Source organism: Sphingomonas lutea (genome assembly GCF_014396785.1).
Classification (GTDB): Bacteria; Pseudomonadota; Alphaproteobacteria; order Sphingomonadales; family Sphingomonadaceae; genus Sphingomicrobium; species Sphingomicrobium luteum.
The window spans coordinates 1909028-1927536 of record NZ_CP060718.1; the positions used below are offsets into that span (position 1 = coordinate 1909028).

An 18509-nucleotide genomic window follows, 5' to 3' on the forward strand; every position below is an offset into this window, starting at 1 on the left:
AAGAATCAGGGCGATGCAGCCCCCATGCTGGCATCCAAAAAGCCGCGCGGCGCCAAGGCCGACATGCTCAACAGCGTGTCGGTGGCACGCGAGGAAACGCGCCGCGGCGACACGCGCGCGGGTGATCGCCATCGCTTGCCGCAGGAGCAGGTGCGCGTCGCCTACAACGGCAAGTCGCACGATGTGCAGTTGATCAACCTGTCGGGCGGCGGCGCGATGGTCGAAGGCGACTTCGCGCCCTTGCTGTGGGATCGGGTCGACCTTCACCTGGGCGGCGATGGCGTGATTGAATGCGCGGTGCGCTGGCTGCGCGACGATCGCGTCGGACTGGAATTTGCGCATGAAACGCGGCTCGAATGTTCGGCCGACGAGCGCGCATCGGTGCTTCGCGAAACGATTAACCGCAGTTTTCCGGATATCGCCTTCGAGACCTCCGACGAGGAGCCGGCGCCGGCGGCGCCCGAACCGGCCGCGATTGAGGATGGCCGGCGCGAGCGGCGCCACCCGCTCATCTGGTCCGGCATTATCCATCACGACTATCAGAGCACGCCCGTCCGCCTGCGCAACATTTCCAGCACCGGCGCGCTGATCGAATGCGAACAATCGCTCCGGGTCGGCGCCGAACCTTTGCTGGATCTCGGCGACGCGGGCCAGGTGTTTGCCACCGTGACCTGGCGGATCGGCGATCAGGCCGGCCTCAAGTTCCAGAAGCATTTCGACTTGGCGCAGTTGGCGCGGGCAAAGCCGCAGGTCGCCAGCAAGAGCTGGAATGCGCCGACCTATCTGACGTCGGAACCGGCGGCCGGCGACACGCCGTGGGGCCGGATGTCGCTTAGCGAGCTTCGCGACGAGCTCGAAGGCTTCATGAAGCGCTAATTGCGGACGTAGATCGCACCGATATTGTCCTGGTGGATTTTGCGCCATTGCGGTGACTGGTCGAGCAGTGCAATCAGCTTGGGATAGCGCGGCGGCAGGATCGCCCAGCGAATGTTCCAGCGCCGCACCGCAGCGTCGAGCTCTGCCGCATTGCCCTCCGTGATCCGCTTGTAGCCGACAACCAGCTCATCGCCGTACATGTCGCCGCGCCCGTCGACGTAGGGCCGAATGCCCGACAGGATCAGCGGCCCGCCCATTGAATAGCCGTTGAGCACCGGCTGCGTGCGCAACTCCGGCGGGACAGCGGCGATCAGCTTCCACGGATTGGCCGAGTTTTCGGGAAGGGTGATCGGGAGCACCGCGCGCACCAAGACAAGTGCCGCCGCAACCGAAACTGCGACAACGGTCAGCAGTCGCCCGGCTGGTCGCCCGGCAAGGCCCGCGCAACCCGCCGGCACAAGCATCGCCGCAGCAATTGCGAAGACCGCCTGGTGTCGCATCTGCATCATCGCCATGCCGAGCAACAAGGCGAGCAAGAGCCAGCGCACCGGATGCAGCTTCGGCCGGCCTTGCCAGGCGAGCAGCGCGCCAAAAGCCGACGCGACAAAGAAGAAGGGCGTCGTGCGTGGATTGGACGGCTTCCATTCGTCGATGAGCGGCAGCATTTCGAGATTGGCGATGGTCAGGGGGTGAAGCACGCCGTCGATACCGTTGGCGTTGACGAGCCCACCGATCGCGCAGGCAAGGCCGAACAACCCCCATTGGCGCAGCGCGCGCGCGCGATCTGGCGTCGTAAGCAGGGCTTCGAGGCCGAAGGCGGCGGCGATCACCAGCGCAATGGCAAAGCTGCCATGAAGATTGACCCAGACCACGATCAGCAAGGCAGCGGCAAGCGGCGGAGCGCGATCGCGCTCGCGGGCGCGGAGAAGCATCGACAACCAGAAAGCGAGGAGCGCCCAGGCGAGGAGATGCGGGCGTGCGAGCATCATGGGAATGAGGATGAGGTCGAGCAGGACGACGATCGCGGCCGCTGCCCAGGGCGGCACGAAACGCAAGGCGTTCACCGTCACCAGCAGGTTGAGCGCGATGAGCGCCGCCGTCACCAGCGCCGCGAGCCCGCTGTAGCCTGCCAGCCGATGCGCGCCCGTCATGACCACTTCCGCCAGCCATTCGATCGGCACCCACGGCTTGCCTCCCCAGGTGAAGGAGAAGGGATCGGTGTCGGGGATGGCGCGGTGGTCGATGATCCACTGCCCGGTCGCGAGATGCCAACTGACGTCGCCGTCATTGAAAATCCCCGCCGAACTGCCGAGCGCCGCAGCGAGGAGCACCGCAAACAACAGGACGATAAAGGATTTGCGCCGCGCTTCGGCGCCGTCGTCCGTGCCGATCATTACCCTTCCTCGATCAGGCTGCTGGTGCGCGTCTCGCGCATGCGGATGTAGGCGATCAGCGAGCAGGCAGCGAGCGCCGATATGTAGATGTAGAACCAGCGTTCGTGCCCGACGTCCTTGAGGTAGAGCGCGACATATTCCGCGCTCCCGCCGAACACCGCGTTGGCGATGGCGTAGGGCAATGCAACGCCGAGCGCGCGGATGTCCGCCGGAAATAGCTCGGCCTTCACGATGGCGTTGATCGACGTATAGCCGGTGACGATCACCAGCGACGCCAGCGCCAGTGCGAAGGCCACGGCGACGCTGTCGGTCTGCTCCAGCGCGACGAAGATCGGATAGGTGAACAGGGTCGCGCAGACGCCGAAGAAGATCATCAGCGGCTTGCGACCGAGCCGGTCGGACAAGCGCCCCGCAACGGGTTGCATCAGCAGCATCAGCGCCAGCGCGGCAGTCATGATCTGCGACGCCGTCGCGCGGTCGAACCCACTCGTGTTGGCCAGGAATTTCTGCAGGTATATCGTGTAGGCGTAGAAGCTCGCAGTGCCCCCTGCGGTCAGCGCGATGACCAGCAGCGCCTCCCGCGGATGGTGGCGAAACAGGTTGCGCGCGCTCGACTTGCGGCGATCGGGGCGCGCTGCGACGTTCGCAAAGCTCTGCGTTTCATCGAGCCGGCGGCGGATGATGAACACCACGACGGCAAGCACCGCCCCGGCGAAGAAGCCGATCCGCCAACCCCACGCCTGCATCGCGCCCTCGCCGAGCAGGAGCTGCAACACCACCAGCAGCCCGAGCGCGGCCAGCTGCCCGCCGATGATCGTCACATATTGGAAGCTCGACCAGAAGCCGCGGCGGTCGCGGTCGGCGATTTCCGACAGATAAGTCGCGCTCGACCCATATTCGCCGCCCAGGCTCAACCCCTGGATGATCCGCGCGAGGAGGAGGATCGCCGGAGACAGGATCCCCGCCTGCGCGTAGGTCGGCGCGATCGCGATCAGCAGCGAGCCGAAGCACATCAGCGACACCGACAGGGTCAGCCCCGCCTTGCGCCCGCGTCGGTCGGCATAAATGCCCATCAGCCACGCCCCGATCGGCCGCACGACGAAGCCGATGGCGAAGATCGCCGCGGTCTGGAGCAATTGCGCGGTCGCATCGCCCTCGGGAAAGAACGAACTCGCAAAATACAGTGCGAAAGCGGAATAGACGTACCAGTCGAACCACTCGACAAGGTTCCCCGCCGAGCCGCCGATGATATTCTTCAGGACGGACTGGCGCTGCTTCACAATTCCTCCCCGATACGGGGAGGTGGCGGCGCGAAGCGCCGACGGAGGGGCTGCGCCGCACCGCACCGAAGGACAATTGCCTCCACCACGCCCCCCACATTTTGCAGTACGTCCCGCGCCGAGATCCGCAACGTCGAGAAGCCCTGGTTGGCAAGCCATTCGTCTCGGCAATCGTCACGATGCGAATGATCCCCACGCTCGTGGGATTCGCCATCGATTTCGATCGCGAGCCGTGAGGCCACGCAGGCGAAGTCGAGCACGTAGGCGCCAGCCGGATGTTGCCGGCGAAACTTGTAACCGCCGGGCCGTCGCCGCAACTGCTGCCGGAGAATGACTTCGGGCAAGCTCATCGCTCCGCGAAGACGCCGAGCGTTGCCGATCGTGGCGCCAGGTCCGGTCAGCACGGGCGTCCTACCTCGCCGAAGCCCCTCCGTCAGCCCTGTGGGCTGCCACCTCCCCGATGGGGGAGGATCGCGTAACCCGCGCGCGGTCGGCCGCGCGGTGGCCGTAGATGAAGTAGAGCAGCAAGCCGATCCCCTGCGCGGCGAAGAACAGCAGCTGCGTCTGGGTCGGGAGGCTTATGAACAGATAGATGCAGCCGAGGATTCCGGCCCCACCGACCAGGGGTGCCACAGGCGTGCGGAACCGGCGCTCACGGTCCGGCTCACGCCGGCGCAGCACCAGCATCGCTGCGCATACCGCAACGAACGCCGCCAGCGTCCCGGCATTGGCAAGGGCGGCAATCGCATCGAGCGGGATCAGCCCGGCGAAGATCGAGGTGACGATGGCTGTGAAGATGGTGATCCGCACCGGCGTGCCGCGGCTCGACACACGGGCGAGCGAGCCGGGCAAAAGCCCGTCGCGCGCGACCGTGAAGAAAATCCGGCTCTGCCCGTAGAAGAACGCCAGGATCACCGTCGGCAGCGCAATCACCGCCGACACGCCGAGGATCTGCGCCGCCCACGGCTGGCCGATTTCGCGCAGGATCAGGGCGAGCGGCTCGGGGCTGTCGGCGAAGCCGGCGGGCGCCACGGCGCCGATCGCGGCGGCGGCGACGACCATGTAGATGAGTACACACAGCGCCATCGAACCGACGATGCCAATGGCGAGGTCGCGGCTCGGGTTTTTGGCCTCCTCCGCCGCAGTCGCGATGGCGTCGAACCCGTAAAAAGCGAAGAAGATGATCGCCGCGGCGGCCATCACCCCGACCTCGCTCCCGGCTGGGCCGGAGCGCGGGAAGCCATAGGGCATGAACGGCTGGAAATGATCGGCGTTGAACGCGCTCATCGCCACGACGATGAACAAGGCGAGCGCGGCCAGCTTGATCACCACCAATATGGCGTTGAGCGTCGCGCTTTCGCGCGTGCCGGCCATCAGCAGCCCCGCGACCACAACGATGATGAAGATCGCGGGCACGTTGACGACGCCGCCCAGCTCGGGCCCCTGGATCAGCGCTTGCGGTAATCCGAGCCCGACCGATTCAAGGAAGCCCGCGGCATAGCCCGACCAGCCGACCGCGACCGCACTGACGACCAACGTATATTCGAGGATCAGCGCGACCCCGATCATCCAAGCAATCATCTCGCCGAAGACGACGTAGGAATAAGTATAGGCCGAGCCGCTCGCGGGGATCATCGTCGCGACTTCGGCATAAGCGAGCGCGGCGCAGGCGCAGATCAGGCCGGCAATGGCGAAGGACAGGATGACGGCAGGCCCGGCCTTCCCCGCGCCGACGCCGATCAGGGTAAGGATGCCGGTGCCGACAATCGCCCCGACGCCGAGCGCGACGAGGTGCGGCCACGACAGCGACTGCTTCAGCCGATGCTCCTCGGGCATGTCCTCGCGCGAAACGACGCCCTTGCGATAATTCCAGTTCTTCATGATGCCCCCTGTTCGTGCCCACGAGCGTAGCGAAGCCTTTGCGCGGCGCAACCGGCTTAGAGGTCAATAATCCTTGCTGATGCGGACGCTCGCGCTCGTGCGGCCGATGGTCGACACGGTCGACAGCAAGGAGAGCCAGCGCGTCATCTGATATTCGACGCGTGTCGCGGAATAGCCCTGCCCGTCGGTCACCACCTCGACGAACAACTTGCGCGTGAGATATTTGCCCGCGGCGATCGATGTCCGCTGCCCGGTCGACACGTCCGCCGGGACGATGCGCAGGCGATCGAGCCCGATCGCGCGGCGCAGGGCATTGATCGGGTCGAGGCTGCCCGAACCCGATTGCAGCGCCGCCACCGCCGAGGCCAGCTGCAGCGCCTCGGGCGCGGACAGGTTGGTGATCGAGGTACCGAACAGGATGCGCGACAGCAATTCGTCCTGCGGCAGCTGCGGCGTGCTGGCGAAGGTGATTTCCGGCCGGAGCCCGCTGCCCTGGACGAGGACGCGGGCGTCGAGGCCTTGAACCTGCGCCTCGGCGCGGATGTCGAGCTGCGGGTCGGGCGGGCTTTCGCCGCGGAAACGGATGATCCCGCGCTCGAGGCGGAAATTGCGCCCGGCGAAGTCATAGTCGCCGCGCACCAGGTCGGCCCGGCCGGTGAAGCGCGGCGCATCCGCCGTGCCGCCGACGTTCAAATCGGTCGTCCAGCGGCTGTCGATGCCAAGGCCCGTCACCTGCAAATCGCTGCCCGCGATCTTGAGGTCGAGCCGCCACGGGCGAAGGTCGCGGCTTTCAATCACTTCTTCGGGATCGAGCCCGCTCTGCCGCACATTCAGGCGCGGCACCGACGCCGCGGCGCTTGCCCGGCCAAGCTGGAAGCGGCCCTTGTTGAGCACGAGATTGCCCGAGATCGTCCCACCCTGCCCGTCTGAGCGGATTTGCACGGGGCCAGTCACGCGCGCGGCGATGTCGTCGCGGTTGAGCAGCAGCGCCTGGTCGGCCTTGAAATTGAGGTTGAGCGCGGTGTGCCCGCCCGAAAAGGTCACCGACCCATTGCCCGACAGCGCGCCCCCGCCGGTGGTACGTCCGGTCATCTGGGTGAAAATGAGTTGCGGACCGGAAAAGCGCGCCTGGCTGGCGAGCTGTTCGATGACCATGCCGGTGACCGGACTTTCCATCCGCGCATTCTGCGTGCGCAGCGAGCCGCGGATCACGGGATTGGCGAAGCTGCCGCTGATGTCCGCGCCGACCGCGAGCGGGCCGGAGAGATCGAGGATCTGGCTCCCCGACAAGCGCCACAACGTGTCCGCGGGTCCGGCATAGCGCAGCTGAGCAAACAGCCTCGCGCTCAGCAATTCGGCAAGTAACGGCCCACCCCCGAGCGGGGCGAAGCGCGCCTGTGCGCGCCCGACGACTGCCCCATTGCTCGCCGCAACCGCACGGATCGCGGCGCTGTTGCCGTTGACCGCAGCGGCAATGCCGACATCGATCGGCTTGGACGCAAGCACGAGGCCCGCCCGGCTGAGCCCGCGCACCTTGAGGTCGAGGCGGCCGGTGCGGTTGCCCTTCCAGGCATAATCGAGCCGCCCGGTCGCCGAACCTTTGAGATCGAGGTTGGGCCAGGCGATGTTGAGGATTTCGAGCGGCATGCCCTGCAGCTGCGCCTGCACTTCAGGCCGCGATCCGCTTCGCCCCGACAACGTCGCCGTGCCGCCGGCAAAGGTCAGCCGCGTCGGGGCAAGCGTCCAGCCATCCCCCGATCGGGTCAGCACCGCGACCGTATTGAGCACGAGCGGCCGGCGCTCGATCCGGCCGTTGCCCGACAGGCGGATCTGGTCCGGCGTAACGCTCGCAAGCGCGTTGAAGGCGAAGGCCGCACCGCGCCGCCCGGCGAAGGCGGCGCGCACCTGTCCCGACCCGTTGATCAGCCGGGCATTGGCGGTCAGCCGCGCCAGGGTGATCCCGCCGCTCTGGAGCCCGCGCGCATCGAGCGTGCCTTCGATGGTGGTGCGCCCCTCGGCCAGCACGATCGTGCCATCAGCGCGGCCATTGCGCACCGCGAAGGCGCCGGGGAAGCGGGCATTGGTGGCGGTCAGATGCGCCTCGATCTTCTGCGCGCCCGCTTGCGGCGCGAAATCGAGCGTTCCGTCGAGCGTTCCCCCGGCGAGCACCAGCCGCCCGGTGAACCCGCCCAGATCGGATCGAAGGTCGCCGCGCGCCCGCGCCCCGCCCGCGTCGAGCGCGGCGATCGAGATCGTCGTGCGCCCGCCCTTCGGCAGCAGGATCCGTCCGTGCGAGGTAAAGGGTCCAAGCTTCGACCCACCCGCTGCGCGATAATCGAAGCCCGCCGGGGTCGGATCGAGCTGCAGCCGCACATTGGTCAGGCCGAGCGCTTCGTTGGGATGGTCGAGCAGCAGGTCGATGCGCGGCCGCTCGATCCGCCCATCGAGCGTCATCCTGAGCGCGCCATATTTCGCCTGCCGCCCACTTGCGACGATGTGGAAGGTGCCGTCACGGTTGCGCTGGCCAGAGCCCGACAACCGCAGCTTGGGCGAGTAAAGCTGGAGATTGGTGAAGCGAACGATCCCGTCGCTTCCGCGCGTCAAATTGGTTTCGAGCCGCGGCAGCCCGCCCGTCAGCTCGGCGAAGAAGCTGTTGTCGAGCCGCCGCACCCACGCCTTGGCGGTGCCGGTGACGTAGCTGCCCTTACCCGTCGGCGACGGCACGACCTTGAGATCGGTGACGACGTCGACGATCCCCAGGCCGGGAATCTGGTAGCGCGTCATCGCACCCGACATCAGCACTTCGAAGCGCCCGGTGACGAGGTCGATCAGCAGCGACAGCTTGCCGTTGAGCCTTGCGCTTGTCAGGCGCAGGCCATCGCCGCGCACCAGCTTGGGGGTGACCGTCAGCCAGCCGTCGATCCGCGGGTTGGCGAGAATCGCGCCCGCGACGTCGCCGATGCCCGTGATCGCGCGCGCCTGCAGCCGCAACGGGACGCGCATCGGCCACGGCCCGAATCGCCCACGCCCCTCCGCGCGCAGATCGACGAAGCCCGTATTGTCGAACTTCACCTGCGGCGAACTTAAGCGGTACGAATAATTGGCGGTCGCGAACGGCCCGTCGAGCGTCCACACCATGCGCACGTTGCGACCGGTCATGTTGGGGAACAAAGCCGGCGGGCGCAGCAGGTCGATCCCCAGCCGCATTCGGCGATAGCGATTCTCGGCCAGGTCGACCGTCCCCCGCGCCACTGCGCGCAACGCGGGCGACGTCAGGGTCAGGGTCCCATCGAGCTGGCGATCGAGCAGGGTCGCATCGCCGCGCACGTTAACCGCCGGCGCGGTCAGGCGCTGGAGCCGTCCCTTGAGGAAAGGCGCCGGCGCCCAACGTCCCTGCAGGCGATAGCGGCCGCCGTCGACGCCCAGCGCCAGCCGCGCGGTCGGACGACCCGACAGGTCGAGCGCGCCGCTTCCGCGCCACCGGCTCCAGCGCCCGTCGCCGTCGATGCTAAGGTCGATCGACCGCCGCGTGCCCACGAGAGCGGGAATGACACCGTTCGCGGGCGACACCACTCGCGCGGCAATGTCGAAGCGGTCGCGGTCGGGCTCCGAATCCAGCCGCACCGCAATACGGTCGCCGCCATCGTTGAGCATGGCCGCCAGCTCGACCAGCGCCCGCCCCGATCGCACGTCGGCCTTTCCGGTAAGCCGGCCACTCTGCGGTTTGCCGCTGACTTGCGGGCCGATTTCGAGCCGCCGCACGTCGAGCCGGCCGATGTGGATATCGAAGCCGGGCAGGATCGCCCCGCGCCGCCCCGTCGGCCTCAGCTTCGGCACGCGCACCAAGGTCACGCGCTCGGCGGTCATGCTGTCGACGTGGAGCTTATTGGTCAGCCACGCGCCCGGCGTCCAATCGAGCTTGATGTTGGGCGAGGTCAGGAACACGCCCTGGCTGTCGTAGACAGCGACGCTGCGCAGTTGCGACTTGCCGAAGATCGACCCGTCGATGCGCCCGATCTGGATGCGCAGGCCCGATGCGGTCTCGATCCGCGCGATGCGGTCGACGATCCACCGGTGCCCGGGCGCGGAGTCGAGCAGCACGAGGCCGATCGCCAGCAACAGCAACAGTGCGATGAACAGCGCCACCAATTCATTGAGTAGCCGGCGCGGCCAGTCGGCGCGCAGGCGCCGCCGCGGTGCCCCTTCGCTCTGCGCGACGGCGTCGGTCACGGCCTAAAAGGCCTGGCCGAGCGAGACAGTGACGGCGACGCGGCCGTCGCCCGACTGGCGGTTGAGCGGCACGCCGACATCCAGCCGGATCGGCCCGAAGCTCGAATAATAACGCGCGCCAAGCCCGACCGCGAAGCGCCAGTCGGTCAGGTCGGGGAAGCTGCTGTCGCTGAGCGTCCCGCCGTCGATGAACGGCACGATTCCAAGGTTGCCGCCGAACTGCCGCAAGCGAACGCGCGCTTCGAGCGCGAATTCGGCAAGGCCGCGGCCACCGATCGGATCCCCGTCGACATCCTTCGGGCCAAGCCGCTGATAGCCGTAGCCGCGCACCGATCCACCGCCCCCGAATAGAAGCGGCGCGATGGCGCAAGATCGAACAGGCCGGCGCCGCCGATCGTCCCCAAACGGATTCGCCCGGCGGCCACCACCCGGTCTGACAGCGGGCGGTAGGCGCTGGCGTCGAACTGGGCGCGCACATAGGTCGAGCCGCCGCCTTCGAACGAAAGCTCGGGGCTGACCCGGCCGAGCAGGCGAAAACCGGTCGTCGGGTCGAGCAGGCTGTCGCTGCCGTCAAAGCCCAGGCTCGCGGGCGCCGCGGCGATGAGGAAGGTCTCGGTGTCCTTGACGCCCGATGCCGCGAACACGCCGCGCTCGTCGGTCGCGAGGAATTCGGCGCCGCCGGTCCAGGTCCACGTCTTCTGCCAGATGAAATTGCTTTGCCGTTCGAAATTGCCGGCAAGCAGCAGCGTGCTTGCCTCATAAGCGTCGAACTCGCGGTGCGATCCTGTCGCCTGCACGTTCAGCACCTGGTCGCGGCGCAGGAAGTTGTTGCGGCGGAACGCTACCCCGGCAAGCTGCTCGTTGGTGCCGAGCACTCCGCGCAAGGTCAGCGCGCCTTCGGGATTGAAGAAGTTGCGGTGCTGCCAGCTGCCCTCGACCCGTGCGCCTTCGCCCGTGCCATAGCCAAGCTCGCCGGCAATCGTCCGCGCCGGTGCGGGCTCGAGCTTCACGGCGAGGTCCACCGTGCGGCCGCCGTCGGCGGGGACTACCTGCACCTCGGCCACCGACACCAGCCCGGTCGCGATCAGCGCGCGGCGCAGGTCATCGACCTTCGACCTCTTGTAGGGGTCGCCGCGCTTGAACCGCGCGATCGTCCCGACATGGCGCGCGCTAAACGGCGGCTGGCCGCTCACCCGGATCGCACCGAACCGCGCGATCGGTCCCGGGTCGACCGGCAAAGTCAGCGTTGCAAGCCGCGTCTGGTGATTGATCTCGATATCCTGCTTGCCGATCCGCGCTTCGGCATAGCCTTGCTCACCAAGGGCGGTGCGCAAGGCCACCTCGCCCGCAAGGACCTCCTGCGCGATGACCGGATCGCCCGACTTGACCCCGAACCTTTGGCGCAGGGCCGCAGCTTCCTCGGCGCCCGCGGCGTCCAAACCGGGCAGGCGCACCTCGACGAAGCGGTATTGCTGGCCCGGTTCGGCGGCAATGACGATGCGCAGCATCTCACCGACAGTCTCGGCACGCGCCTCGACGGTCGCGTCATAATAGCCGCGGGCACGGAGCAATTCGGCAAGCAATTCCGCATCAGCGCGCGAGCGGCGGTCGATTTGCGCGACGTTGGCCGTCTCGTCTCCTTCGGCCTGGAGCGCGGACTGCTTGCGGAAGGCCTCCAATAGTTCGGCGGCAGCGGGCAAGGCCGACAAGCCTTCGACCGCAATGGCGTAGCGCCGTTCGCTCGCGCCTTCGGTCATTGTAGGTGCAGGTGCCGGCGCTGGGGTTGTTTCGGCCGGAGCCGGTGGCGGGTTCGCGGCGTCGAGATCGGGCCAGTCGACCTCCAGGCCGGGCATCGCGTCGAGCGGCGCAGTGGGATCCAGGTCGTCGCTGGTCTGCGCGGCTGCGCTTGCGGCGAGCGCGCACGACGCGGCCGCGCACAGCAGCCGCGCGGCAAACCGCTTCGATCCCCGCCCACTCATCGTCCAGCAGCCTTAGCCAGCGCTCCTGAACCGCGCCAGTATGACGGCCGCGATCAATGGACGGTGCCGAACACCTCGTCACTGCAGAGCGTGGCGATCACCCGCTCGATCTGCCGCCAATGGCAGAAGCGCACGACATTGCCGTTGTCGCGGCTGCGTTCCGCCCGCGCCGCGGCTTCGAAGCCGGCGTCGTCGCCATAACGCGCGATAAGGTCAGACGCGTCGGCAAGGGCGAGGCGTCCATGGATGAAGGGCGTGGCCATGCAGCCGCCATCGCATGGGGCCAGTTTCGCGACTGCCGACAAATGTCGTCAAGAGTCCGTTGACCATGTTAGAGGACGACCCTTGGGGGCTGCCGATGTCGGATGTACAAGACCGAGGATCGGCCCCAGGTGCGTCCTCCGCGCTTCGGGGCGATCGAAGCGAAGTTTGACTTCCTGGCCTGATTGCTGGCGCTTCGATCGGGCGCGTGGCAGGACGCGGCGATGCACGGCAGAAGCAGTAGCGCGGGCGGATTTTTCCTCGCCCTTTGCATCGTCATCGGGCTGGTCATCGGGGTGGCGATGGGCAACGGCATGCTGGGCGTGCTGGTCGGCGCCGCAACCGGAATCGCGCTCGCCCTCCTGACTTGGCTGATCGACCGGCGCCGGGCGTCCTAGTCAGACGACCTTGCGGCTGGCCCAGATGACGCGGCCGATGCAATGAATGTCCTCGATCCCACAATCGGGCCAGTCGGGATAGGCCGGATTGTCGGACTGGACCGTCAGCCGCCGCCCCATGGGATTGAGCGCCAGCCGCTTCACCACCAGCGCATCATCCACCCGCAGCACATAAATGCCGTCACGCAGCCGGTCTGCGCAGCCGCCAAGATCGACAAGAATCTCATCGCCGGGGTTGAGCGTCGGCGACATCGAATCGCCTTCGACGCGCACGATCGACAGCTTTGATGGCGGCGTCGGGGTCAGTGATTTCAGCCAGCGCTCGTCAAAGCCGATGAACGGCCGTCCCCCCTCTTCATCGACCACCGCGCCCGGCCCGGCCGACACCAGGACAGGATGGCGTTGCACCGTGATTAATCCGTTGTCGCGCCCCGGCTCCTCGATCGGCCCGCCAAGGACGCTCTCGGCAATGCCGAAATAGCGCGCAAGCTTGCGCCGCTCCTCCTCCCGAAGGCGCTTGGGCACACCGCGGCGGATATATTGCTGAATGTAGGCCGGGTTGCGCCCCAGCATGCGCGAAAGCCCGGCGAAATCCTCGCCCCTCTCGTCGCACAACCGCTCAAGCACCACGCGGGGGTTAGTTAACATGATCCGCCTTTAATAATAGGTAACTGCCTAGACAAGTAGGAAATGCGTTGGGAAGGAAGCCGCGCCGAGTCGCGTAAGAATATAAGGATTACAACGTGCATCTGCTTCGAGAGGTCGAAAAATTTCTCCGCCATAGTGACGTCGCTCCGACCCGATTCGGACGTGAAGTCGTCGGCGATCCAAGATTCGTTTTCGACTTGAGAAACGGCCGAGACCCCCGCCCCGAGACGATCGCTCGGGTGCGCGCATACATGGGGGCGGCGCAATGATTCGACTAGGGCTTTCTACCGCAGCCGCAGCGCTCCTGCGGGCACTGATCGCCAGGGCCGGCATTCCGCGCGATAGGGTTTTGCTTACGCATTGGCGGTCCGTGGATTGGCAATCGCTTACTTTCGTCGGCGAGCGGCACGAAATGGTCCTTCATCTTGTCGGCCCTGATTCGCACCGCGCCGCAACGCGACTCGCGGAAGGCTTAGCCGAGGCGGAATTCGCAATTCCCGGTCAGATCGTCGCGGACATCGCCGTTCTCGCGCGCACTTATGAGGATGATGGTTCGCCCTGCCTCACGATCGAGGCGCTGACGATTAGGATCAGCGCAAGGAACGGCGAAGGTCCGCAAGCGCATCGAACAAGGCTTGCGATGCATCGGGCGGTTCGGCCGACGGACCGGCGAGGTGACGGTCGATGCGGGCTTTAAGCTCGCCGGGCGTCGGCATCGCCGCGGCGTCGAACAGTCGCACTACCCGAGAATGCTCGTCCGGCACGGCGAGTACATCTTCAAGCAGCAGCGCTTGCGGATCGCCGCAGACATCATCCGCGGTCAGGAGGAGCTCGTCGGGCTCAAGGTCGGCCACTTCGAAGTCCGGCATTGCGAAACGCGGCGCCTCGGGCGGGACCCCCCGCAACGCTGCATAGCCTGCGGCAAGGCACGTCAACGCAGCTGCGCCGGCGAAGGGAGTCGCGATTCCGGCACTCGAAGCGGTCCACCCGACGGCACTGCCAAGCGCCGCCGCCGCAACCAGGTCGATGCCACGCTCAGCCCAATGGATGACAATCGCGTCCATGGGGCCGCATGATAGGCGACAATCCTTGCCAGCCGGTTAGGCCGGTGCGGGCGCCTGCACGTTTTCGAGCATTTCCATCAATGCATGCGTGAACGCGGCCACATCGTCAGGATTGCGACTGGTGATCAAATTGCCGTCCACGGCCGCAGGCTTATCGACCACGTCGGCGCCGGCATTCCTCAGGTCCGTGCGGATCGAGGGCCAACTGGTCACGGTCTTGCCGCGCACGACATCGGCCTCGACCAGCAGCCACGGGCCGTGGCAGATCGCCGCGACCGGTTTCCCGCTGGCCACGAAGTCCCGCACGATCTGCACCGCGCGCGCATTCATCCGCAGCTGGTCGGGATTGCGCACCCCGCCGGGCAACACCAGCGCGTCGAAATCGTCCTCGCGCACATCGTCCAGGATCATGTCCGGGCGGATCGTCTTGCCCGGATCGTCATGAACCGTCGCCTGGATCGGCGCGCGGCCGGGCGATGCCAGGACGACCTCCGCCCCCGCCTGCTGCAGGATCTCGCGTGGCCCGAACAGCTCGGATTCTTCGAATCCGTCGGTGGCGACGATTAGGACTTTGGCCTCGGTTACTCTCGGCATGGGAACCTCCTGCTCGGTCGGCGGCTTATGCCCGCCGATGAGTCGAGCAAAGTCCCATGCGCCGTGTTGAGGCATAGCAGCGACGCGGAGCCGGGGATCACCCGCAAGCGCCAGGGCCGCTATTGGGCCTATTTCGATCCCAAGGGGCAAAGGATCACCGACCGCGACGAGATCGATCGGCTCAACGCCGTCGGCCTTCCGCCGGCCTATAAAAACGCCTGGTTCTGCACCGACGCCAATGGCCATTTGCAGGCCACCGGCGTCGATGCGCGAGGGCGCAAGCAATATCGGTACCATGCCGACTATCGCGCCAAGCAGGACGACGCCAAGTTCGACGGTCTGCTCGAGTTCGGCAAGGCACTGCCCAAGATCCGCCGCCGGGTCGAGCAGGACCTCAAGCGCCGCAGCCTCGACTGCGACAATGTCCTCGCCGCGATCGTCCGCCTGCTCGACACGCAATATGTGCGCATCGGCAACGAACAATATGCCAAGGCGAACAAGAGCTTCGGGCTGACCACGCTGCGCGGACGCCATTTGCGCAAGAAGGGCGGCAAGATGTTGATGCGTTTCACCGGCAAGCACGGCATCGTGCATGAAGTCAGCGTCACCGACAGCCATTTGAAGCGCGTGATCAAGAAGTGCCAGGAGCTTCCCGGCCAAATGCTGTTCCAGTGCATCGGCGCGGACGGCGAGCCACGCGCCATCTCCTCGACCGACGTCAACGCTTATATCAAGGACGCCAGCGGCTGCGATTATACCGCCAAGCATTTCCGCACTTGGGGCGCGAGCGTCATCGCACTCGAACAATTGCTGAAAAAGGCCGAGGACGCGCGGATCAGCGTGAAAACGGTGATCGAGCCGGTCGCCGAAGCGCTTGGCAACACCGAGGCGATGAGCCGCAAGGCCTACGTCCACCCGGCATTGATCGAGGCCGTGAAAAGCGACGCGCGCGACCCCCTCAATGGCATGGCCCGCCCGCGCGCCCGCAAGCGCCTGTCTTCGGAGGAAGTCGCGCTGCTTGCCTTCCTCGCCAAGGGCAAGCGGCGCGGACGGCGCAAGGCCGCGGCATGATCCCGCCGGCTTGATCCGCACGCCCCCCGCCGCCAGAAGGCGCGCGCAATGAATCCCAACCTCGCCGCGCTCCGCCAGACCCCGAATGTGATCGACTGGCTGATCGCCAATCGCGAAGGCGTGCTGATCGGCGCGCTCGTCGCGCTTGGCATCGTCGGCGTCATGCTGATCGTCCGCACGGTGGGCCAGCGGATGGTCGCGCACGAAGCCGCGGGCGATCGGATCGGCTGGCGCGGCGTGGTCGGTCGGGTGCTTGCGCGAACCACCGTCCTGTTCATGGTCATGGCGGCGATCGATATCGTCGCGACCTATGCGCAGCCTCCGGCGCGGGCGCAGCGCCTGGTCGACGCCGGCTTCATCATCGCCTTCGCGCTGCAGGGCGCAATCTGGGCGCGCGAGCTGATTCTTGCCCTTATCGCCAAGCGCACGGGCAACGGCGCCGGTGAGGCGGCGGCGCTAAGCAATGCCCACGCGCTCATTCGCGTCCTGGTCAGCGTCATCCTGTTCGCGCTGGCGATCGTCGTCATCCTCGACAACCTCGGCGTCAACGTCACCGCGCTCGTCGCCGGCCTCGGCATCGGCGGCATCGCCATCGGCCTTGCCGCGCAGGGCATTTTTTCCGACCTGTTCGCGGCGCTTGCGATCCTGTTCGACAAGCCGTTCCGCAAGGGAGACACGATCCGCTTCGACCAGACCGTCGGCCGGGTCGAGCAAATTGGCCTCAAGACGACCCGCATGCGCTCCTTGAGCGGCGAGCAGATCATCATGGCCAACACCAAGCTGCTCGAGCGCGAGATCCACAATCTCGCCGACGGCCGCGTGCGCCGGATCACCATCCCCTTTGGCATCCGCTACGAGACGCCGACCGACAAGCTCGCGCGGATGGAGGAGATGGTCACCGAGGTTGTCGAAAGCGTCAAAGGCTGCAAGCCGCAGCGCTGCACCCTCGTCAATTTCGGTGCGTCGAGCCTCGATTATCAGCTCGTGCTCGAGCTTAAGAGCCTCGACCCCGACAAGCTCGCCCGCGACCGCGCCGCAGTGATGCTGGCGCTGATCGAGCGCTTTGCGGCGGAAGGCATCGAATTCGCATATCCGGTGCAGATCGCGTTCAATGCTGCCCCGGACGGCAGCTTCGTCATGCCCTACAACGACGACGCCTGATGCCCATTGCCACCCTCGACGAAATCCGCGCGCACATCGGCCAGGAGGTCGGCGTCTCCGCCTGGTTGACGGTCGACCAGGCGCGGATCGACGCGTTCGCCGACGCGACCGAGGACCGGCAGTTCATCCATGTCGACCCGGCCACCGCCGCGCAAACGCCGTTCGGGGCACGATCGCACACGGTTTCCTCTCGCTGTCCTTGTTGTCTCGTATGGCGGCCGAGGCGACGTTGCTGCCCGACAGCCTCAAGATGGCGGTCAATTACGGGTTCGACCGAGTCCGGTTCATCGCCCCGGTGCGATCGGGCAAGCGCGTTCGCGGCCGCTTCACGCTTGACTCGGTGGACGAGAAAGCGCCGGGGCAATATCTGATGCGCCACAACGTCACGGTCGAAATCGAAGGCGAGGAAAAGCCCGCTCTGACCGCCCTGTGGCTGGGCCTGATGTTCACCTGAGGAGCAAAGAATGCGCGACGCCGTCATCGTTTCCACTGCCCGCACTCCAATCGGCCGCGCCTACAAGGGTGCGTTCAACGCGACGCCCGGCCCGACACTCGGCAGCTTCTCGCTCAAGCCCGCGATCGAGCGCGCGGGCATCGACGCCGGCGACATCGACGATGTCGTATGGGGCGCGGTGCTGACGCAGGGCACGCAGTTCGGCAATATCGGGCGCCAGGTCGCGCTTCGCGCCGGCTGTCCGGTGACCGTCGCGGCGATGACCATCGACCGCCAATGCTCCTCGGGCCTGATGGCGATCGCCACCGCCGCCAAGCAGATCATCACCGACAAGATGGATATTGTTGCCGCGGGCGGTCAGGACAGCATCTCGCTTGTCCAGACCCCCGAAATGCGCATCGCGCCCGATCCATCGCTGATCGCGATGCACAAGGACGTCTACATGCCGATGCTGCAGACCGCCGAGACGGTCTCGCGGCGCTACGGCATCCCGCGCGACCGCCAGGACGAATATGCGCTCAAGAGCCAACAGCGCACCGCCGCCGCGCAAGCCGCCGGCCGCTTCGACGACGAAATCGTCCCCGTTACAACGACGATGATGGTTAAGGACAAGGAGACGGGCGAGGTCTCGAAAAAGGAGATCACCATCGCCAAGGACGAAGGCAATCGCGCGGACACGACGCTCGAAGGCCTTTCCAGCCTCAATCCGGTCCTCGGCCCCGACACCTCGATCACCGCCGGCAATGCCAGCCAGCTTTCGGACGGCAGCTCGGCGTCGATCCTGATGGAGGCCAAGGAAGCCGAACGCCGCGGCATCGCGCCGATGGGCCGCTATGTCGGCATGGCGGTCGCGGGCACCGAACCTGACGAAATGGGCATCGGCCCCGTCGACGCGGTGGGCAAGCTGTTGAAGCGCTTTGACCTCAAGCCCGACGACATCGGCCTGTGGGAGCTCAACGAGGCATTCGCGGTGCAGGTGCTCTACAGCGCGGACCAGATCGGCATTCCGGAAGACCGGCTCAACGTTAACGGCGGCTCGATCTCGATCGGCCACCCCTACGGCATGAGCGGCGCGCGCATGACCGGCCACGCCCTGATCGAAGGCAAGCGCCGCGGCGTGCGCTACGTCGTCGTCACCATGTGCGTCGGCGGCGGCATGGGTGCGGCGGGGCTGTTTGAAGTCCTGTAGCGCCGAGAATAGGGCCGCCGACGCGACGC

15 protein-coding genes and 2 pseudogenes are annotated in these 18509 nt (G+C 66.6%); 6 read left to right on the forward strand and 11 right to left on the reverse strand.

All coding sequences use genetic code 11. The annotated features are described in order from the left end of the window. Window positions 1–24: 24 nt before the first annotated feature. Entirely contained in the window at window positions 25–876 is an 852-nt protein-coding gene (locus H9L13_RS09920; RefSeq protein WP_187537548.1) for a PilZ domain-containing protein, read from the forward strand. Here the strand turns inward: H9L13_RS09920 and H9L13_RS09925 are convergent. The 7 genes and pseudogenes from H9L13_RS09925 to H9L13_RS09955 all read right to left on the reverse strand — a co-directional run bounded on the left by H9L13_RS09925 (window position 873) and on the right by H9L13_RS09955 (window position 11903). Then, complete coding sequence (locus H9L13_RS09925) at window positions 873–2270, reverse strand: hypothetical protein (protein WP_187537549.1); 1398 nt, start codon at window positions 2268–2270, stop codon at window positions 873–875. The genes H9L13_RS09920 and H9L13_RS09925 overlap by 4 nt on opposite strands. Then, window positions 2270–3550 carry an MFS transporter gene (locus H9L13_RS09930; RefSeq protein ID WP_235090895.1) on the reverse strand — a complete coding sequence of 427 codons (1281 nt, stop codon included), beginning with the start codon at window positions 3548–3550 and terminating at the stop codon, window positions 2270–2272. Before H9L13_RS09930 ends, H9L13_RS09925 begins: the two co-directional genes overlap by 1 nt. After that, window positions 3547–3900, reverse strand: a complete 354-nt coding sequence (locus H9L13_RS09935) for an endonuclease domain-containing protein (protein WP_187537550.1) — start codon at window positions 3898–3900, stop codon at window positions 3547–3549. Before H9L13_RS09935 ends, H9L13_RS09930 begins: the two co-directional genes overlap by 4 nt. A gap of 61 nt (window positions 3901–3961) precedes the next feature. After that, window positions 3962–5431: an amino acid permease gene (locus tag H9L13_RS09940; RefSeq protein WP_425326487.1), complete on the reverse strand. Its 1470-nt coding sequence runs from the start codon at window positions 5429–5431 to the stop codon at window positions 3962–3964. A 63-nt stretch (window positions 5432–5494) separates the two neighbouring features. Then, the gene (locus tag H9L13_RS09945) at window positions 5495–9661 is read right to left on the reverse strand and encodes a translocation/assembly module TamB domain-containing protein (RefSeq protein WP_235090897.1); all 4167 of its coding nucleotides are present in this window, start codon (window positions 9659–9661) and stop codon (window positions 5495–5497) included. 3 nt (window positions 9662–9664) lie between these two features. After that, window positions 9665–11640, reverse strand: a pseudogene (locus tag H9L13_RS12790) (autotransporter assembly complex protein TamA). A gap of 53 nt (window positions 11641–11693) precedes the next feature. Beyond that, window positions 11694–11903, reverse strand: a complete 210-nt coding sequence (locus H9L13_RS09955; protein WP_187537551.1) for a hypothetical protein — start codon at window positions 11901–11903, stop codon at window positions 11694–11696. Window positions 11904–12125: 222 nt separating this feature from the next. On the opposite strand from H9L13_RS09955, the gene H9L13_RS09960 reads away from it, so the two are divergent. Then, on the forward strand, window positions 12126–12299 hold the full coding sequence (locus tag H9L13_RS09960) for a hypothetical protein (protein ID WP_187540448.1): 174 nt from the start codon (window positions 12126–12128) through the stop codon (window positions 12297–12299). Here the strand turns inward: H9L13_RS09960 and H9L13_RS09965 are convergent, their stop codons facing one another. The 3 genes from H9L13_RS09965 to H9L13_RS09975 all read right to left on the reverse strand — a co-directional run bounded on the left by H9L13_RS09965 (window position 12300) and on the right by H9L13_RS09975 (window position 14605). Beyond that, window positions 12300–12947, reverse strand: a complete 648-nt coding sequence (locus H9L13_RS09965) for a S24 family peptidase (protein WP_187537552.1) — start codon at window positions 12945–12947, stop codon at window positions 12300–12302. It abuts the gene before it with no gap. Between the two features lie 590 nt (window positions 12948–13537). After that, entirely contained in the window at window positions 13538–14011 is a 474-nt protein-coding gene (locus tag H9L13_RS09970; protein WP_187537553.1) for a hypothetical protein, read from the reverse strand. Between the two features lie 36 nt (window positions 14012–14047). Next, window positions 14048–14605 (reverse strand): type 1 glutamine amidotransferase domain-containing protein, encoded by a 558-nt coding sequence (locus tag H9L13_RS09975; RefSeq protein WP_187537554.1) that lies wholly within the window; start codon window positions 14603–14605, stop codon window positions 14048–14050. A 27-nt stretch (window positions 14606–14632) separates the two neighbouring features. On the opposite strand from H9L13_RS09975, the gene H9L13_RS09980 reads away from it, so the two are divergent. Together H9L13_RS09980 and H9L13_RS09985 are read left to right on the forward strand one after the other, a co-directional pair. Further along, window positions 14633–15676: a DNA topoisomerase IB gene (locus tag H9L13_RS09980; protein ID WP_187537555.1), complete on the forward strand. Its 1044-nt coding sequence runs from the start codon at window positions 14633–14635 to the stop codon at window positions 15674–15676. A gap of 48 nt (window positions 15677–15724) precedes the next feature. After that, window positions 15725–16837 (forward strand): mechanosensitive ion channel family protein, encoded by a 1113-nt coding sequence (locus H9L13_RS09985; protein WP_187537556.1) that lies wholly within the window; start codon window positions 15725–15727, stop codon window positions 16835–16837. Here H9L13_RS09985 and H9L13_RS12795 read toward each other — a convergent pair. Continuing rightward, the gene (locus tag H9L13_RS12795) at window positions 16819–16968 is read right to left on the reverse strand and encodes a hypothetical protein (RefSeq protein ID WP_244954844.1); all 150 of its coding nucleotides are present in this window, start codon (window positions 16966–16968) and stop codon (window positions 16819–16821) included. The two genes, H9L13_RS09985 and H9L13_RS12795, sit on opposite strands and share 19 nt — an antisense overlap. Between H9L13_RS12795 and H9L13_RS09990 the strand changes: the two are divergent. After that, a pseudogene (locus H9L13_RS09990) lies at window positions 16903–17291 on the forward strand (MaoC family dehydratase). The gene H9L13_RS12795 and the pseudogene H9L13_RS09990 sit on opposite strands and share 66 nt — an antisense overlap. Window positions 17292–17301: 10 nt before the next feature. Continuing rightward, complete coding sequence (locus H9L13_RS09995; protein ID WP_187537557.1) at window positions 17302–18480, forward strand: acetyl-CoA C-acyltransferase; 1179 nt, start codon at window positions 17302–17304, stop codon at window positions 18478–18480. Window positions 18481–18509: the final 29 nt, after the last annotated feature.

Coding starts and splice junctions, on each gene's coding strand:
- H9L13_RS09920 (WP_187537548.1), top strand. CDS start 25: ATGCTGGCATCCAAAAAGCCGCGCGGCGCCAAGGCCGACATGCTCAAC.
- H9L13_RS09925 (WP_187537549.1), bottom strand. CDS start 2,270: ATGATCGGCACGGACGACGGCGCCGAAGCGCGGCGCAAATCCTTTATC.
- H9L13_RS09935 (WP_187537550.1), bottom strand. CDS start 3,900: ATGAGCTTGCCCGAAGTCATTCTCCGGCAGCAGTTGCGGCGACGGCCC.
- H9L13_RS09940 (WP_425326487.1), bottom strand. CDS start 5,431: ATGAAGAACTGGAATTATCGCAAGGGCGTCGTTTCGCGCGAGGACATG.
- H9L13_RS09955 (WP_187537551.1), bottom strand. CDS start 11,903: ATGGCCACGCCCTTCATCCATGGACGCCTCGCCCTTGCCGACGCGTCT.
- H9L13_RS09960 (WP_187540448.1), top strand. CDS start 12,126: ATGCACGGCAGAAGCAGTAGCGCGGGCGGATTTTTCCTCGCCCTTTGC.
- H9L13_RS09965 (WP_187537552.1), bottom strand. CDS start 12,947: ATGTTAACTAACCCCCGCGTGGTGCTTGAGCGGTTGTGCGACGAGAGG.
- H9L13_RS09970 (WP_187537553.1), bottom strand. CDS start 14,011: ATGGACGCGATTGTCATCCATTGGGCTGAGCGTGGCATCGACCTGGTT.
- H9L13_RS09975 (WP_187537554.1), bottom strand. CDS start 14,605: ATGCCGAGAGTAACCGAGGCCAAAGTCCTAATCGTCGCCACCGACGGA.
- H9L13_RS09980 (WP_187537555.1), top strand. CDS start 14,633: ATGCCCGCCGATGAGTCGAGCAAAGTCCCATGCGCCGTGTTGAGGCAT.
- H9L13_RS09985 (WP_187537556.1), top strand. CDS start 15,725: ATGAATCCCAACCTCGCCGCGCTCCGCCAGACCCCGAATGTGATCGAC.
- H9L13_RS12795 (WP_244954844.1), bottom strand. CDS start 16,968: ATGGATGAACTGCCGGTCCTCGGTCGCGTCGGCGAACGCGTCGATCCG.
- H9L13_RS09995 (WP_187537557.1), top strand. CDS start 17,302: ATGCGCGACGCCGTCATCGTTTCCACTGCCCGCACTCCAATCGGCCGC.